This is a genomic window from Pseudolysinimonas sp. (genome assembly GCF_044239695.1).
Classification (GTDB): Bacteria; Actinomycetota; Actinomycetes; order Actinomycetales; family Microbacteriaceae; genus Pseudolysinimonas_A.
The window spans coordinates 1-15,145 of sequence record NZ_JBIIAW010000009.1 but is presented as its reverse complement, the minus strand read 5'-3'; the positions used below and the strand labels follow the sequence as shown (position 1 = coordinate 15,145).

16 protein-coding genes are annotated in these 15,145 nt (G+C 70.9%); 2 read left to right on the top strand and 14 right to left on the bottom strand.

Going from position 1 to position 15,145, the window contains the following annotated elements; all coding sequences use genetic code 11:
* Positions 1 to 24: 24 nt before the first annotated feature.
* Positions 25 to 471 (top strand): winged helix-turn-helix transcriptional regulator, encoded by a 447-nt coding sequence (locus tag ACILQS_RS02730; protein ID WP_395638564.1) that lies wholly within the window; start codon positions 25 to 27, stop codon positions 469 to 471.
* Between the two features lie 182 nt (positions 472 to 653).
* Here ACILQS_RS02730 and ACILQS_RS02725 read toward each other — a convergent pair whose 3' ends face one another.
* From ACILQS_RS02725 to ACILQS_RS02690, 8 genes are read right to left on the bottom strand one after another with little or no spacing between them, the layout of a single operon-like run.
* Positions 654 to 1,187 (bottom strand): hypothetical protein, encoded by a 534-nt coding sequence (locus ACILQS_RS02725; protein ID WP_395638563.1) that lies wholly within the window; start codon positions 1,185 to 1,187, stop codon positions 654 to 656.
* Between the two features lie 11 nt (positions 1,188 to 1,198).
* Complete coding sequence (locus ACILQS_RS02720) at positions 1,199 to 1,939, bottom strand: class I SAM-dependent methyltransferase (protein WP_395638562.1); 741 nt, start codon at positions 1,937 to 1,939, stop codon at positions 1,199 to 1,201.
* A 49-nt stretch (positions 1,940 to 1,988) separates the two neighbouring features.
* A complete protein-coding gene (gene der / locus ACILQS_RS02715; protein ID WP_395638561.1) occupies positions 1,989 to 3,527 on the bottom strand; it encodes a ribosome biogenesis GTPase Der in 1,539 nt (512 codons plus the stop codon).
* Positions 3,524 to 4,192, bottom strand: a complete 669-nt coding sequence (cmk, locus tag ACILQS_RS02710; protein ID WP_395638560.1) for a (d)CMP kinase — start codon at positions 4,190 to 4,192, stop codon at positions 3,524 to 3,526. The genes der and cmk overlap by 4 nt, the downstream gene beginning before the upstream one ends.
* Positions 4,189 to 5,298, bottom strand: coding sequence for a prephenate dehydrogenase (locus ACILQS_RS02705; RefSeq protein ID WP_395638559.1), 1,110 nt, complete (start codon positions 5,296 to 5,298; stop codon positions 4,189 to 4,191). Before ACILQS_RS02705 ends, cmk begins: the two co-directional genes overlap by 4 nt.
* Positions 5,299 to 5,302: 4 nt before the next feature.
* Positions 5,303 to 6,118: a pseudouridine synthase gene (locus tag ACILQS_RS02700; RefSeq protein ID WP_395638558.1), complete on the bottom strand. Its 816-nt coding sequence runs from the start codon at positions 6,116 to 6,118 to the stop codon at positions 5,303 to 5,305.
* Positions 6,115 to 6,789: an SMC-Scp complex subunit ScpB gene (gene scpB / locus ACILQS_RS02695; RefSeq protein ID WP_395638557.1), complete on the bottom strand. Its 675-nt coding sequence runs from the start codon at positions 6,787 to 6,789 to the stop codon at positions 6,115 to 6,117. The genes ACILQS_RS02700 and scpB overlap by 4 nt, the downstream gene beginning before the upstream one ends.
* Positions 6,779 to 7,636, bottom strand: coding sequence for a segregation and condensation protein A (locus ACILQS_RS02690; RefSeq protein WP_395638556.1), 858 nt, complete (start codon positions 7,634 to 7,636; stop codon positions 6,779 to 6,781). The genes scpB and ACILQS_RS02690 overlap by 11 nt, the downstream gene beginning before the upstream one ends.
* 52 nt (positions 7,637 to 7,688) lie before the next feature.
* Between ACILQS_RS02690 and ACILQS_RS02685 the strand changes: the two genes are divergently transcribed.
* On the top strand, positions 7,689 to 8,216 hold the full coding sequence (locus tag ACILQS_RS02685; protein WP_395638555.1) for a hypothetical protein: 528 nt from the start codon (positions 7,689 to 7,691) through the stop codon (positions 8,214 to 8,216).
* Positions 8,217 to 8,231: 15 nt separating this feature from the next.
* Here the strand turns inward: ACILQS_RS02685 and ACILQS_RS02680 are convergent, their stop codons facing one another.
* From ACILQS_RS02680 to ACILQS_RS02655, 6 genes are all read right to left on the bottom strand, one after another.
* Positions 8,232 to 9,119: a ParA family protein gene (locus ACILQS_RS02680; protein ID WP_395638554.1), complete on the bottom strand. Its 888-nt coding sequence runs from the start codon at positions 9,117 to 9,119 to the stop codon at positions 8,232 to 8,234.
* A 93-nt stretch (positions 9,120 to 9,212) separates the two neighbouring features.
* Positions 9,213 to 10,151, bottom strand: coding sequence for a site-specific tyrosine recombinase XerD (locus ACILQS_RS02675; RefSeq protein WP_395638553.1), 939 nt, complete (start codon positions 10,149 to 10,151; stop codon positions 9,213 to 9,215).
* On the bottom strand, positions 10,138 to 10,716 hold the full coding sequence (locus ACILQS_RS02670) for an NUDIX domain-containing protein (protein WP_395638552.1): 579 nt from the start codon (positions 10,714 to 10,716) through the stop codon (positions 10,138 to 10,140). The genes ACILQS_RS02675 and ACILQS_RS02670 overlap by 14 nt, the downstream gene beginning before the upstream one ends.
* 2 nt (positions 10,717 to 10,718) lie before the next feature.
* Positions 10,719 to 12,482: a CTP synthase gene (locus tag ACILQS_RS02665; protein ID WP_395638551.1), complete on the bottom strand. Its 1,764-nt coding sequence runs from the start codon at positions 12,480 to 12,482 to the stop codon at positions 10,719 to 10,721.
* A 61-nt stretch (positions 12,483 to 12,543) separates the two neighbouring features.
* The gene (gene recN, locus ACILQS_RS02660) at positions 12,544 to 14,265 is read right to left on the bottom strand and encodes a DNA repair protein RecN (protein WP_395638550.1); all 1,722 of its coding nucleotides are present in this window, start codon (positions 14,263 to 14,265) and stop codon (positions 12,544 to 12,546) included.
* On the bottom strand, positions 14,262 to 15,145 hold an 884-nt coding region (locus tag ACILQS_RS02655), incomplete at its 5' end, for an NAD kinase (protein ID WP_395638549.1). The genes ACILQS_RS02655 and recN, both read right to left, overlap by 4 nt.

The following is a 15,145-nucleotide window of genomic DNA, read 5'->3' as shown; positions in this document are numbered from 1 at the left end:
TGATTTTCGGACTCACAATCTAGCATGGTGAGTACGGAAACCAAACGCATGGAATATCATGGGTCGATGAAAGCCGCAGGATCGCAGCCGCGCGAGTGTTCGATCGCGTCCGCACTCGACGTGGTCGGCGAACGGTGGAGTCTTCTCGTGCTTCGGGAGATCCACTTCGGAGTCCATCGCTTCGACGAGATCCAACGCAACACGGGAGCCCCTCGCGACATCCTCAGCAGGCGGCTCACGACCCTGGTCGCGAAGGGGGTTCTCGAGAAGCGTCAGTACTCGGATCGACCACCGAGATTCGAATACCACTCGACCCCCGCAGGAACGGAACTGCGCCCCGTGCTGGCCCTTCTCGACGCCTGGGGGACGCGCTGGCTGCCAGACATGCCACACAGCCCGGAGCCGTCCGCACTCGCGGCCGAAGCCGACCGCGCACTCCCCGAAAGCGGGGTCACCAGGGCCGCGAGGTAGTCGATCCCGTTTCGGTCACAACGGACGCCGGGGTCAATCCCGTCGCGTGATGTCGCGGAACACGGTGACCGGCTCGTCGCTCACGAACGTACGTGCGGTCACCGTGTGGTCCGCCCCTCTCCACCTGGGCCGTCCGTACACCTGGGCCGTCCGTACACCTGGGACGTCCGGGGCTCGCAGGGCTAGGCCGGCTCGTCGTCGGCACCGCGGTGCGGGCGCGGGAACGTCTCGCGGAAGTGGTCGCTCGTGAGGATGTCGCCCACCCCGATGAGCAGCAGGCTGAACACGATCTGCTCGATGGTCATCCACAACGGGTAGAGCCCCGGCCACGCCGCGACGACGAGCGTCACGATCGGGAAGATGCGGCTGAACAACCGCAGCCGGGCATACGCCCAGTACCAGCCGAGCCATGCGCGCCACGCGAAGTAGAGCAGGGCCACGGTGATCGCGAGCACGGCGATCGTGCGAAACCAGACGGCCGGCGCCTCGGGATGCCCGGTCGCGGCGAACACGACGGCGACGACGAGCGCGATCACGCCGATGAGGGCTTCCGCCGCGAGGATCCAGAAGATGCCGGCGAAACCGCGACGGGTCCGATCGCGCGACGCGTCGTCGCGGCGCATCCGCAACCCCGCGAGCCGACGTCCTCCCCCGATCCGGTCGAGGCGGAGGAACAGCGGTTCGACGGGCTGCAGCAGCCGCGTCGCCGCGGTCACGAGAGCATCCATCAGGCGGCCGAGAGAAAACGGTGCACATGCAGACGATACGGCAGCCGAACCACGCCCGACGCATCGGCAACGCGGTCTCCCAGAACAGCGACCTCCTCGAGCATCCGCAGCCGGTCGTTCTCCGACGCCGTCATCACGAAGCCGTGGGTCGCGGCGAGATCGACCAGGGTGGCGACGTCGAGGGTCGACACCCAGTCGAACTCCGCCGAATCGTCGAGCACGAGCGGGTCGTGCACGAAAGGACCGCCGGCGGCGAACATCTGCTCATCGGCGCTCTGATGACCCAGGATGTCGGCCAGCTCGTCGACCCAGGGCACCCGGGCATCCCGGATGTTCCAGAACAGGCCGAGCACCCCTCCCGGGCGCAGCACCCGGGCGACTTCGACGCTCCCGCGGGACGGGTCGACCCAATGCCAGGACTGTCCGAACGTCACCGCGTCGAACGAGGCGTCGGGCAACGGAAGATGCTCGGCGGAGCCGGATACGGTGAGAACCCCCGAGTGTTTGCTGGCGAGGACGGCGAGCATCCCGGGGTCGGGGTCGACCGCCGTCACCTCCCGACCCGACGCAAGCACGGCGTCGGTGAGCTTCCCCGTGCCGGTGCCGACATCGGCCACCTGACGCGCCGCCTCGGGCAGCAGCCACTCCACAGCCTCGACCGGATAGCCCGGCCGCACGCGCTCGTACAGGTCGGCGATGCTCCCGAAGTTGCGGGAGCGCTCGGCAGTCCAGGCGTTCATGCCTCCAGCATCCGCCCCCAACCTCGGAGGTCGCAGGGTATGCCGGGCGTCAGCGCTTGCGCTTCTCCCGCACCCGCATGTTGACCACGACCGGGGTGCCCGCGAATCCGTAGACCTCGCGCAGCCGCCGCTGGATGAAGCGTCGGTAGCCCGGGTCGAGGAAGCCGGTCGTGAACAGCACGAACGTCGGCGGTCGGGTCGCGGCCTGCGTGCCGAAGAGGATGCGCGGCTGCTTCCCCCCGCGCACCGGGTGCGGGTGCTCGGCGGTGATCTCGGCGAGGAGCGCGTTGAACTTGCCGGTCGGGATCCGGGTGTCCCACGACTCGAGCGCCGTCTCGAGGGCGGGCACCAGCTTCTCGAGGTGGCGCCCGGTGCGGGCGGAGATGTTGACGCGCGGCGCCCAGGCGACGTGCGCGAGGTCCTGCTCGATCTCGCGCTCCAGGTAGCGGCGTCGCTCGTCGTCGAGGAGGTCCCACTTGTTGAACGCGAGCACGAGCGCGCGCCCCGACTCCAGCACGAGGTCGACGATCCGGAGGTCCTGGGTCGAGATCTCCTCCGTGATGTCGAACACGACGACGGCGACCTCCGCCTTCTCGAGCGCCGTCGCGGTGCGCAGCGACGCGTAGAAGTCGGCACCGTGCTGCAGGTGCACGCGCTTGCGGATGCCGGCGGTGTCGACGAAGGTCCAGATCCGCCCCGCGAGCTCGATGTTCTCGTCCACCGGGTCGCGGGTCGTCCCCGCCGTCGGGTCGACGACGACGCGCTCCTCGCCGGCGGCCTTGTTGAGCAGCGAGCTCTTGCCGACGTTCGGGCGACCGAGGATCGCGACGCGCCGCGGCCCGCCGATCTCCTGCTTCGCGACGGCCGAGACCTGCGGCAGCAGCTTCATGACCTCGTCGAGCACATCGGCGACGCCGCGGCCGTGGATCGCGGAGACCGGCCACGGCTCCCCGAGACCAAGGCTCCAGAGTTCCGCGGCCTGGGTGTCGCGCACGGCGTCGTCGGACTTGTTGGCGACGAGGATCACCGGGCGCTTCGAGGCCCGCAGCATGCGCACGACGTGCTCGTCGGTCGCGGTCGCCCCGACGTTGATGTCGACGACGAACAGCACGGCGTCGGCGAGGTCGACGGCGACCTCCGCCTGCGCGGCGACCGAGGCGTTGATGCCCTTGGCGTCGGGCTCCCACCCGCCGGTGTCGACGAGGGTGAACCGTCGCCCGAGCCACTCGGCCTTGTACGAGACGCGGTCGCGGGTCACGCCCGGCTTGTCTTCGACGACCGCTTCGCGGCGACCGAGGATGCGGTTGACGAGCGCCGACTTGCCGACGTTCGGCCGGCCCACGATCGCGAGCACCGGCAGCGCGGGCAGATAGGTGATGCCGTCCGGTCCGGCCTCGGCGATCTCGAGGATGTCGAGATCCTCGTCGTCGAGTTCGTAGTCGGCGAGCCCGGCCCGAAGCGAGGCGGCGCGCTGCTCGGCGAGGTCGTCGTCGAGGGCGTCGAGACGCTCGGAGAGCGCCGGGTCGAGTTCGGCGTCGAAGTCGTCGTCGTCGGCGTGGCCGTCGGTGTTGGGGGTCGGGTCGGTCATCGTGGTGCCTCCACCAGGTCGAGCACGGCGTTCACCGTCTGCTCGAAGTCCAGGTCGGTCGAGTCGAGGGTGGTCACTCCGGGTGCGGCGGTCAGGAAGTCGACGACGGCCGCATCCTTCTGGTCGCGTTCCCGCAGGTGCGCGGCGCTGGCCGCGTTCTCGGGGGTGAGTTCGCGCGAGCGGCGCGCGATCCGAACGTCTTCGTCGGCGGTGAGCAGGATGCGCACCGCGGCGTCGGGGGCGACGACCGTGGTGATGTCGCGGCCTTCGACGACGATGCCCGTCTCGCGGGTCGCGGCGATCATCGCGCGGAACATCTCGGTGAGACGCGTGCGCACCTCGGGGATGCGCGCGACATCGCTGACGACCGCCGTCACCCGCGGCTCGCGGATGGCCGCCGTGACGTCGGTGTCGCCGACCGACACGACCGTGCCGCCCGGGGTGGGGATCGTGCGATAGGCGAGATCGTCGACGAGCGCGATCACCGCGTCGGTGTCGGTGACATCGGTGCCGCGCTCGAGGGCGAGCCAGGTGAGGGCCCGGTACGCCGCCCCGGTGTCGAGGAAGTCGAACCCGAGCCGGGATGCCGCGGCCCGGCTGACGCTCGACTTGCCGCTGCCGGCGGGGCCGTCGACGGCGACGACGAGCGGGGTGGTGGCGGTCACGAGGTTCCTCCGGAGAGCTGCCAGCCGCGCGCCAGGAGCGCGTCGCCGAGGGTGGACGCGACCTCGGGCAGGACCGCGATCTCGGCGAAACCGATCGGCGCGCCCGGCGAGTGCTCGAGCCGGAGGTCCTCCATGTTGACCCCCTCCTCGCCGATCTCGGTCAGCAGGCGGGCGAGCTCCCCGGGCTCGTCGGCGACCTGCACCACGAGGCTCGCATAGCGCGCGTCGCTGCCGTGCTTGCCGGGGATGCGCGCCACGCCCTGGTTGCCACGCGTCAGCATGCCGGCGAGCCGCGTCGGGGCACCGGGGGCGTTCGGGGCGGCCAGCGCCTGGAGCACCCCGTCGAGTTCGTCGCGGAACGCTTCGAGCACCTCGGCGACCGGGCCGGCGTTGGCGCCGAGGATCTGGATCCACAGTTCCGGGTCGCTCGCCGCGATGCGGGTCGTGTCACGCAGACCCTGACCCGCGAGGGCCGGGACGGCGTCGCTGCCGCCGAGGAGCCGCGCGGCGAGGAGCGACGAGACGACCTGCGGGACGTGCGAGACGAGCGCGACCCCGCGGTCGTGCTCGTCGGGGCCGAGCCGCACCGGCGTCGAGCCGAGGTCGAGGGCGAGGTCTTCGAGGATCCGCTCCTGCGCGGCCGTCGAGAGAGCGTGCGGCGCGATCACCCAGGGGCGGCCGAGGAAGATGTCGGCGCGCGCGGAGATCGCCCCGCCGCGCTCGCGGCCCGCCATCGGGTGCGACCCGAGGTAGCGCGACGTGTCCGCCCCGCGCGCCAGCAGGTCGGCGAGGATGCCGGCCTTGACGCTCGCCACGTCGGTGACGAGCGCCTGCGGGTGCGCGTCGAGTTCGGCGGCGACGAGGTCGGCGGTCGAATCGGGCGACACCGCGACGATCACGAGCGCCGGAGCGTCGCCGTCGGCGGCCGGACGTCCCGCGCCGTAGTCGATCGCCAGCCGCAGGGCCGCGGGCGACCGGTTGGCGAGGATGACGTCGAGCCCGAGCGCGCGCAGGGCGAGACCGATGCTCGTGCCCAGCAGACCGGTGCCGACGATGCGCACGGAGCCGCCGTCGCCCAGGGAAGTGCTCAGGCGTGCAGCGGTCATCGGATCAATCCTGGGTATCGGCGGAGGGGTGGATGTCGGTGGACTCCCGGGGCGTGCGCGCAAGCGTCAGCAACTGACCCAGCTCCAGCTTACCGAGGTCGCGGGTGCGTCCCGACGCGAGGGTGCCGAGGTGGAGCGGACCGAACTGTCGGCGCACCAGTTCGATGACGGGGTGACCCACGGCATCCAGCATGCGGCGCACGATGCGGTTGCGTCCCGAGTGGAGGGTGATCTCGACGATGCTGCGGTCGGGCGTGCCGCGGCCCTGCGACGCCTCCCCCACCAGGCGGGCCTTGTCGGCGCGGATGGGGCCGTCCTCGAGGTCGAAACCCTCGCGCAGCTTCTTGAGCGCCGCCGGGTAGACGACCCCCTGCACGGTCGCGATGTAGGTCTTCTCGACCCCGAACGAGGGATGCGCGAGCACCTGGGCGAGGTCGCCGTCGTTGGTGAGGATGAGCAGCCCGCTCGTGTCGGCGTCGAGGCGGCCGACGTTGAACAGCCGCTCCTCGTAGTCGGCGGTGAACTCCCGCAGGTCGCGCTTGCCCCGGTCGTCGGCCATCGACGACACGACGCCGACCGGTTTGTTGAGCATCACGTAGCGCTTCGAGACATCCAGTTGGATGGCGACGCCGTCGACCGCGACCTGATCGACGGACGCATCGACCCGGCGGCCCGGCTCGGTGACGATCTCGCCGTTGACCGCGACCCGGCCCTCGGCGATGTACTGCTCGCAGACGCGTCGCGAGGCGACGCCGGCCGCGGCGAGCACCTTCTGCAGGCGCTCCCCTTCGCCGCGGGAGTCGCTGACGAGGTCGTTCACGTGAGGTCCTCAAAGCCGTCGCTGCCGTCGGCGAGCAGCGGCGAGATCTTCGGCAGCTCGTCGAGCGAGTTGATCCCGAGCGAGGTGAGCAGCAGCGGCGAAGTCTCGTAGTGGATCGCGCCGGTCTCGGAGTCGGTGTACGCCTCCTGGATGAGGCCGCGGCCGAGCAGGGTGCGCACGACCGAGTCGACGTTGACCGCGCGGATCGCCGCGACCGCGCCGCGGCTGATCGGCTGCTTGTAGGCGATCACCGCGAGCGTCTCGAGTGCCGCCTGGGAGAGCTTCGTCGGGTTCTGGGTGAGGACGAACTCCTTCACGACGTCGTCGTAGGCGGGCCGCACGTAGATCCGCCAGCCGCCGCCGACCTCGCGCAGCTCGAAGCCGCGCACCGGTCCCCCGTCGGCCCCGTCGTAGTCGGCGACGAGACGCTCGATCGACTGCCGGACGGCCGCGATCGGCGAGTTCAGCGCCGTCGCGAGGCTGACCAACGGGAGCGGCTCGTCGGCGACGATGAGCACCGCTTCGAGAGCGCGCTCCAGATCGACGGGAGGCCGCGCGGGCGCATCCTCGGTGACCTCGGCGTCGATGTCGGGGCTGGTAGTGGTGTCAGGGCTGGTGGTGGTGTCAGGGCTGGTGGTGATGTCGGGGCTGGTGGTGATGTCAGGCGTCATAGTCGGATCCCAGGCTGGCGAGAGAGTCGTCGGTCCAGTGCTGCGCCGACCAGGTGAGGGTGAGTTCGCCGAGCGGCTCGATCTGCTCGAACGAGATCGCCGCGTGCCGGTAGAGCTCCAGGACGGCGAGGAACCGGGCGATCACGACGCCGCGCTGATCGGCGCGGGTGTGGTCGACGCCGGCGATGAGCTCCCGGAAGGTGACCGGGCGCCCCTGGCGCAGCAGCGCGACGACGTGGGCGGCCTGTTCGCGGATGCTGACGAGCGGAGCATGCAGGTGGTCGAGACCGACCGTCGGGATCTCCCGCGGTGCGAAAGCGAGCGTGGCGAGCGCCGCGAAGTCGGCGGGGCTGAGGGTCCAGACGAGTTCGGGGGTCTGCTTGCGGAACTTCTCCTCGAGGCGCACCGACCGCACGTGGCGCGTCGACTCGGCCTCGATCCCGCGGGCGAACCAGGCGGCCGCCTCCTTGAACGCGCGGTACTGCAGCAGGCGGGCGAAGAGCAGGTCACGCGCTTCGAGGAGCGCGACGTCCTCGGCATCCACCAGTTCGCCCTGCGGCAGCAGGCCGGCGACCTTGAGATCGAGCAGGGTGGCGGCGACCAGGAGGAACTCGCTGGCCTGATCGAGCTCGTCTTCGGTGTCGATCCCGCGCAGGTACGAGATGAACTCGTCGGTGATGGTGCTCAGAGCGATCTCGGTGATGTCGAGTTCGTGCTTGGCGATGAGCGACAGCAGCAGGTCGAACGGTCCCTCGAAATTCGAGAGGGTCAGGCGGAAACCCGCCGGTGCGGTCGCACCGTCCGGCTCGGTCGCGGCGTCGTCCACCGTCCCCGTCGCAGCCCGCATGGAATCCGAGCTTAGTGAGCCCGCGTAAGGTCGAGAGCGGGAAGGAGCCCGAATGCCCCATCGCGCCAATGGCAGCTATGTCTCGAACGCCGACGCTCTCACTGCCTGGACCCCGGCCGCACGGGAGGCGCTGCTCACCACGGCGGCGACGTATCACGCGCTCCTCTCGGCCGACGACCTGGCCGCGCACGTCCAGGAGGAGTCGGGGATCGCCACCGACCAGGCCCCCGGGTTCTGGATCCGGAAGCTGCTGGAACGCGTCGCGGCCGAGGCGCAGCGCCGCGAGGAGCCGCCGCTGGCCGCCCTCTGCGTGCTCGACACCGATGACGACGACGCCGCGATGGAGCGGCTTCTCTGCTATCGCGCCTACGCCACCGACCTGCCGGCCGACGGCGGGGTTCCGGCCCGGGCGCCGCGCACCACCGTCACCGTCCGCCGCGAACCCCGTGCGCGCGCCGCGGCACCCCGGATCCGCGAAGCCGCGATCCCGGCGCTCCGCGAGGTGACCTGCACCAACTGCTTCATGATCGTCGCCGTGCGCGAGACGTGCTCGAGCTGCGGCGCACCGCTGAACGTCTAGACGGAGTTCGTCGCGCTACGCGACGGCGCCGCGGGTGATGAGTTCGCGCGCGAGCTGACGGTACGACTCGGTGACGGCGTGCTCCGGCGCGAACATCGTCACGGGCTCCGCTGCGACCGACGCGTCGGGCAGCTTGACGCTGCGCCCGATGACGGTCTCGAGCACCTGCGGACCGAACGCCTCGACGACGCGCTGCAACACCTCGCGGGAGTGCAGCGTGCGGGCGTCGTACATCGTCGCGAGAATGCCGTCGAGGCGGATGGCGGGGTTCAGCCGGTCGCGCACCTTCTCGATCGTCTCCACCAGGAGTGCGACGCCGCGCAGCGCGAAGTACTCGCACTCGAGCGGGATCAGCACCCCGTGCGCGGCGGTGAGGGCGTTGATCGTGAGCAGACCGAGCGAGGGCTGGCAGTCGATGAGGATGACGTCGTACTTGTCCGACACCTGGCGCAGCACCCGGGCGAGGATCTGTTCGCGGGCGACCTCGTTGACGAGGTGCACCTCGGCGGCCGAGAGGTCGATGTTCGCGGGGATCACGTCGAGTCCCGGCGTCGAGGTCTGCACGATCACATCGGACGCCGCGGTGTTCGACCCCAGCAGCAGTTCGTAGATCGTCGGCACGTCGTGGGTCGGCACGCCGAGTCCCGCGCTGAGCGCGCCTTGCGGGTCGAAGTCGACGGCGAGCACCCGCCGGCCGTACTCCGCGAGCGTCGCGCCCAGATTGATGGATGTCGTCGTCTTGCCGACGCCGCCCTTCTGGTTGCACAGGGCGATGATCCGGGCGGGTCCGTGACCCTTGAGCGGGATCGGATCCGGGAAGAAGCTCGCCGGGCGTCCCGTCGGTCCGAGTTGCGGAGCCTCGAGCCCCTGCAACTCGGTCAGATCCTCCCGGTGCCCCACCATGGCCCGAGTGTATGTCGGTGTCCGGGCGTGGCTCGGCAGGAACGCGCGCGCCGTAGACAGGTTCGGGTCTAGTTCAACCTGAGGGTGAAAGTCTCAGCGCGCGCGGGGATGCGCCGTCACGTACATGTCCCGCAGGGCGTCGGCCGTCACCCGCGTGTAGATCTGCGTCGTCGCGACACTCGCGTGCCCCAGCAGCTCCTGCACGACCCGCACATCCGCCCCGCCCTGCAGCAGGTGGGTGGCGAAGGAGTGCCGCAGACTGTGCGGCGAGATCCCGTGCTCGCCGAGTTCGTCGGCGAGATGCGCCCGTTCGGCCGCGGCGCGGATCACGAGCCAGGCGCTCTGCCGCGACATCCGGGCGCCGCGCATCCCGAGGAAGAGAGCAGGGGTCGCCCGCCCGCGCACCGACAGCAGCGGCCGGGACCGCACGAGGTAGGCATCGAGGGCCGAACGCGCGTAGCTGCCGACCGGCACGATACGTTGCTTCGATCCCTTGCCGAACAGGCGGACCAGGTCGGCGGTGCCGTCGACCCCGACCAGATCGTCGACGTTGAGCGCGACGGCCTCCGACACCCGGGCACCCGTCGCGTACAACAACTCCAGCAGCGCGCGGTCGCGGAGCGACCCGGGCTCATCCGCGTCGGTCGCTGCGAGCAGCGCTTCGACCTGCGCGATCGTCAGGGCCTTCGGCAGACGGTCGGCCTGCTTCGGCGCGACGAGATCGACCGCCGGATCGGTCGGGATGCGGCCCTCGTCGACCAGGAACCGGGTGAAGCCCCGCACGCTCGACAGCATGCGGGCCACCGAGGATGCCGCGAGCGGATCGGGGCCCTCACGAAGACTGCGGGCGAACCTCGTCACGTGTTCGGACGTCACCCCGGCCGGAACCTTCACTCCCTCGAGCTGCAACGCCTCGAGGAATCGGGTCAGATCACGCCGGTAGGCGGCGAGCGTGTGCGGGGAGCGGCCCCGCTCGATCGCGAGATGCCGCAGGTAGCGGTCGAGTTCGTCCGCGAGATCAGAGGCCGGCATGCACCATCAACGCGGCGGCGATCAGCGGGCCGTTGCGCAGCCTTCCGGCCGCGATCGCAGCGACCACGGCATCCACCGGTTCCCAGCGCAGGACGATCTCGGCTTCTTCGTCGGTGCGCTCGTGCACGTCGGGTGCCGGTGAGAGGTCGCGCGCCACGAACACGGTGATCAGCTCGTCGCTGCCCCCGGCGGACGGGTGGTACGCGACGAGCCGGCGCCAGTCGGCGGCGAGAAGGTCGGCCTCTTCGGCGAGTTCGCGCTTCGCGGCCTCGAGCGGGTTCTCGCCCGGCACGTCGAGCAGACCGGCCGGCAGCTCCCAGGAGCGCGTCGCGATCGGCTGCCGGTACTGGTTGATGAGCAGCAGTCGACCGTCGCCGTCGATCGCGGCGATCACCACCGCGCCGCTGTGCGACATGTACTCGCGCGTCATCGGCGACCCCCCGAAGGTCACCGTGTCGCGCACGATGTCCCACACGCGGCCGCTGAACGCCGTCTCGCGCGTGACGAGCGTCGCGGGGTCGGCGAGGTCTTCGAGCGGACCCGTGAGTACCGCGTCGCGATCCATTGTCAGACCGCGGTCGGCTGCGCGGCGGGTTCGGCCGGGTCGACCGGCACGATCGGCGCCTCCCCCGGGTCCGACACCTCGAACAACCGGCTCGCCTGCTGACGCTCGAGCGCGGCCCCGATCAGCCCGCGGAACAGCGGATGCGCGCGGTTCGGGCGCGAGCGGAGCTCGGGGTGCGCCTGGGTCGCGACGTAGAACGGGTGCACGTCGACGGGCAGTTCGATGTACTCGACGAGCGACCGGTCGGGCGAGATCCCCGAGAACAGGAGGCCGGCGTCGGCGATCTGCTGGCGGTAGGTGTTGTTGACCTCGTAGCGGTGGCGGTGCCGCTCGGAGGCCGTCGGGCTGCCGTACAGTCCCTCGACGATCGAGCCGGGCTCGAAACGCGCCTCGTAGAGGCCGAGCCGCATCGTGCCGCCGAGGTCGCCGCGGGCGATCAGGTCGACCTGTTCCGCCATCGTCGCGATGACCGGGAACTCGGTGTCGGGGTCGAACTCGCTCGACGAGGCGCCCGTCAGACCGACGACATCCCGGGCGTACTCGATGACCATGCACTGCAGGCCGAGGCAGATTCCGAGCGTCGGGATCTTGTTCTCGCGCGCGAACCGCAGCGCCCCGAGCTTGCCCTCGATGCCGCGCACGCCGAACCCGCCGGGCACGAGGATGCCGTCGACGTCACCCAGCTCGGCCGCCGCGCCCTCGGGCGTCTCGCAGAGGTCGGAAGCGACCCACTTGACGACGACCTTGCTCTCGTGCGCGAAGCCGCCCGCCTTGAGCGCCTCGGTCACCGACAGGTAGGCGTCGGGCAGGTCGATGTACTTGCCGACCAGCGCGATCGTCAGCTCGTGCTTCGGGTCGTGCACGGTCTTCAGCAGGTCCTGCCAGCCGTCCCAGTCCACCTTCCCGGCCGGGAGGTGGAGCTGCTCGATGATGTAGGAGTCGAGGCCCTGGTCGTGCAGCATCGTCGGGATGTCGTAGATGCTCGGCACGTCGACCGCGTTCACGACGGCGCGCTCGTCGACATCGCACATCAGGGCGATCTTGCGGAGGTTGCCCTCCGATACCGGGCGGTCGCTGCGCAGCACGAGCGCGTCGGGCTGGATGCCGATCGAGCGCAGTGCCGCGACGGAGTGCTGCGTGGGCTTGGTCTTCTGCTCCCCCGACGCCGCCATGAAGGGCACGAGGCTCACGTGCACGAAGAAGACGTTCTGCCGGCCGAGCTCGTGGCGCACCTGCCGGGCGGACTCGATGAACGGCTGGCTCTCGATGTCGCCGACCGTGCCGCCGATCTCGGTGATGATCACGTCCGGCGCCGCGGTTCCGTCGGTGGGCGGCTCGGCCTGGAGCCGCATCCGGCGCTTGATCTCGTCGGTGATGTGCGGGATCACCTGCACCGTGTCGCCGAGATACTCGCCGTGGCGCTCGCGTTCGATCACCCGCGAATAGATCTGGCCCGTCGTGACGTTGGCCGCCTGATCGAGGTTGATGTCGAGGAAACGCTCGTAGTGCCCGATGTCGAGGTCGGTCTCGGCGCCGTCGTCGGTCACGAAGACCTCGCCGTGCTGGAACGGGTTCATCGTGCCCGGATCGACGTTCAGGTACGGATCCAGCTTCTGCATCTTGACCCGGAGCCCGCGTGCCGTGAGCAGATTGCCCAGCGACGCGGCGGTGAGGCCCTTACCGAGGGAGGAGACGACACCCCCGGTCACGAAGATGTGTTTGGTACGAACCGGGCCTGCACTGTATCGCGCCGAATTGATCACCACGGGGTTTCAGCCTATGCCACCGCGGACCGGGTGCGCTGAGACACGCGCGTCGGCGTCACTCTCACACCCACTGGCCGTGTGCCTGCTCCAGAAGCTCGCGCGCGTGAGCCAGGGCATGCTCGGAGTCGGGCGATCCCGACAGCAGGCGCGCCATCTCGAGCGCGCGGTCGTCGGCGTGCACGAGCCGCACGTTGCTGGTCGTGACCGAGCCGTCGGTGCCCTTCTCGACGACGAGATGGTTCGTCGAGAACGCGGCCACCTGGGCGAGGTGGGTGACGACGATGACCTGCGCCGACTCCGCGAGCCGGGCCAACCGGCGCCCGATCTCGGTCGCGCTCGCACCGCCGACGCCCGCGTCGACCTCGTCGAAGACGAACGTCGGAACCGGGTCGGAGCCGGCGAGCACGACCTCGATCGCGAGCATGACGCGCGAGAGCTCGCCTCCCGACGCGCCCTTGCCGAGCGGCCTCGGTTCGGCACCGGGATGCGGCTGGAGCAGGATCGTGACCTGATCCTGTCCGGTGAGAGTCAGGTCGCGCTCCGTGACCTCGATCGTGAGCCGGGCATCGGGCATCGCGAGCTCCCGCAGCTCGGCGGAGACGGCGTCCTCCAGACGGGCCGCCGCGGCTCGGCGCAACTCGGTCAACCGCGCCGCCAGCTCGTGGACGCGCGCGAGGCCCTCGTCGACCTCGATCCCGAGCTGCTCGATGCGGTCGGCGTCGCTGTCGAGTTCGAGCAGTCGCGTGCTGCCCGACTCGAGATAGTCGACGACGTCGTCGAGGGTGGGTCCGTAGCGCCGGATCAGTCCGTTGAGGGTCGCGCGGCGCTCCTGGATGCCCTCGAGCTCGCGCGCCCCGTCGGCGTCGAGCGCGCCGAGGTAGCTGGAGAGCGATCCGGAGATCTCGGCGAGGGCGAAGGAGGCGGCGGCCAGCTGCTCGGCGATCGGCGCGAGGGCGGGATCGTGGCTCACGACGCGGTCGAGCGAGCGGCGGGCGGCGTCGACGAGGGCCGACGCGTCGCCGCCGTCGCCGACGGCACTGTCGCTCAACTGCGCGGAGACGGCCTCCCGAGCCTCGGTCGCCGCGATCCGGAGGTCTTCGAGGTTGGTGAGGCGTTCGGCCTGCTCGGCGAGCGCGGTGTCTTCGCCCCGCTGCGGCGCGGCCGCCTCGATCTCGGTCATCGCCAACCGCAGATCTTCGGCCTCGCGCACCCGTCGGTCGCGTTCGGCGATGAGCACGTCGAGTTCTCCGCGGTCGGTCTGCCAGCGCTGGAACGCGTCCTGGTAGTCGCCGAGCACGGCCGCGAAGGGCGCGCCGGCGAACCGGTCGAGGGCCTCGCGCTGGGCGACCGCGGACTTCAGACGGATCTGCTCGGACTGGCCGTGCACGACGACGAGTTGCGGCGCGAGCTCGGCGAGCACACCGACCGGTGCCGAGCGCCCTCCCACCGTCGCGCGGCTGCGGCCGTCGCTGCCGACCGATCGCCCGAGCACGAGATCCGCGCGACCGTCGGGACCGGGGTCGACGTCGCCGCCGGCATCCCGAACCCGGTCGGCCACGGGACCGTCGGCCGCGACCTGCCAGCGGCCCTCGACGGTGGCCTGCGCGCTGCCGGACCGCACGGCCCCGCTGTCGCCGCGCTCGCCCAGCAGCAGCCCGAGCGCCGTGACGACCATGGTCTTGCCCGCGCCGGTCTCGCCGGTCAGCGCCGTGAACCCGGGACCGAGCGGCAGGCGCGCCTCGCCGATCACGCCGAGATCGCGGATCGAGATCTCTTCGATCATGAACCTGCCTGCTTCCCCGCGGCTCGCCTTGCTGCGGTCGGCTCCTCCGACGTCGGGCCGCGCCAGCCCGCGACCGGCAGACCGAACTTGTTGACGAGTCGCTCGGCGAACGGGCGCGGGCTGAGGCGGGCCAGGCGCACCGGGATCGGCGAACGCCGCACCACCACGCGCGCCGCCGCCGGAAGGTCGAACGTGCGGCGCCCGTCCGCCCAGAGCACGCCCGTGCCGGGGGTGCGGCGCAACAGCTCCACCGCGAGAGCCGACTCGGGGCCGACGACGAGCGGCCGAGCGAAGAGGGCGTGCGCCGACAACGGCACCATGAGGAGCGCTTCGACGGACGGCCAGACGACGGGCCCGCCGGCCGAGAACGAGTAGGCGGTGGACCCGGTGGGTGTCGACATCACGACCCCATCGCACCCGAAGGTGGAGATCGGCCGCCCGTCGACCTCGATCGCGACCTCGAGGGATCGCTCGCGGCTCGCCTTCTCGACCGAGGCCTCGTTGAGCGCCCAGGTCTCGTAGACCACCTCGGCGTCGACCTTGACGCGCACCGAGAGCGTCATGCGCTCCTCGACGACGTCGTCCCGAGCGAGAACGCGCTCGACCGTCGCGCGCAGGTCTTCGCGCTCGGCCTCGGCGAGGAACCCGACGTGGCCGAGGTTCACCCCGAGCAGCGGGGCGTCGCAGCCCCGGGCGAGCTCGGCCGCGCGGAGGATCGTGCCGTCGCCGCCGAGGACGATGACGAGCTCGAGCTCGTGCTGCGCGACGTCGAGGCCGAGGACGGCCACCGTCTCGAGGTCGGGGGCGGCGTCGATCAGGTCGCGGTGCTCGTCGGGCGACAGCACGGGGGTGATGCCCGCGGCGAGAAGCTGCCGGCACA